1 protein-coding gene and 1 pseudogene are annotated in these 1,170 nt (G+C 71.6%); both read left to right on the top strand.

The genetic code is table 11. The features are described from left to right. A partial coding sequence (locus tag DBR36_RS18565; RefSeq protein WP_308810968.1) for a biotin/lipoyl-containing protein occupies window positions 1-678 on the top strand: 678 nt, incomplete at its 5' end. Between the two features lie 46 nt (window positions 679-724). Continuing rightward, window positions 725-1,170: pseudogene (locus DBR36_RS18130) on the top strand (hypothetical protein); the annotation flags it as partial.

Genomic DNA, 1,170 nt, shown 5'->3' with positions numbered 1-1,170 from the left:
TTCATGGCGGGCGAGCTCGGCGACCTGCCCGGGGGCTGGCCCGAGCCGTTCCGCTCCAAGGTGCTGTCCGGTCGGGATGCCAAGACCGGGACGACGCCGCTCACCGACGACGACGCCGCCGCCCTCGCGGGGGAGTCGAGCGAGCGCCGCGCGCGTCTGAACGCCCTGCTGTTCCCCGGTCCCACGCGCACGTTCCTCGAGACCCGCGCGACCTACGGCGACCTGAGCGTGCTCGACACGGCCGACTACCTCTACGGCCTGCGGGCGGGCGGCGAGCACACGGTCGAGATCGAGCGGGGCGTGCAGCTGTTCGTGGGGCTCGAGGCCGTCGGGGACGCGGACGGCAAGGGCATGCGCACGGTCATGACGACCCTGAACGGGCAGCTGCGACCGGTCTTCGTGCGCGACCGTTCGATCGACGTCGAGGCGCGCCAGGCCGAGAAGGCCGACACCTCTCGACCGGGTCAGGTCGCCGCCCCGTTCTCGGGCGTGGTCACGCTCAAGATCGCCGCCGGCGACCGTGTCGGCGCGGGCCAGGCCGTCGCGTCGATCGAGGCGATGAAGATGGAGGCCGCCATCACCACGCCGATCGACGGGGTGGTCGAGCGTGTCGCGATCGGTCCCACGCAACAGGTGGAGGCCGGCGACCTTTTGCTGGTGATCCGCCCCGCGCAGTAGCCTGGGAGGGGGCGCTTTCGCGCCCTCTTCCCGTTTGGAGACTGCAGTGACCCCCGACCGCACCGACGCGAACCCCGACGACGGCGCCGAGCACGGCGTGCTCGATGAGAGCGGGAACCTCGACACGGCGAGCATCACGATCCTCGGAGGGCACATCGCCCAGGTCAGCGTCGACCTGCCGGTGACGTCCGACGACGACGACATCGACGACGACGTGATCGAGGACGAGATCCCGATCGAGTCCGCTCCCGGCGACCACGCCCTCGGCGAGCTGTCGTCGCCGACGCTCACGGCCGATGCCGACCCCCGCGGCGACGATGCCCCCGCGCACGAGCCCGAGCTGGTGCAGGAGCACCACGTCGAGCAGCTGCCGACCGGCGACATCATCCTCGAGCCGCACGACGACGACCGCGAGCCCGAGACCCTCGACGACGTCCTTGACGCCGAGGTGATCGACGAGGAACCGCCGACGGATGCCGTGGCCCGAGACGC

Origin of the sequence: Microbacterium sp. HMWF026 (assembly GCF_003061325.1) — a bacterium.
GTDB classification, from domain to species: Bacteria; Actinomycetota; Actinomycetes; order Actinomycetales; family Microbacteriaceae; genus Microbacterium; species Microbacterium testaceum_E.
This window is presented reverse-complemented; position numbering and strand designations above follow the sequence as displayed.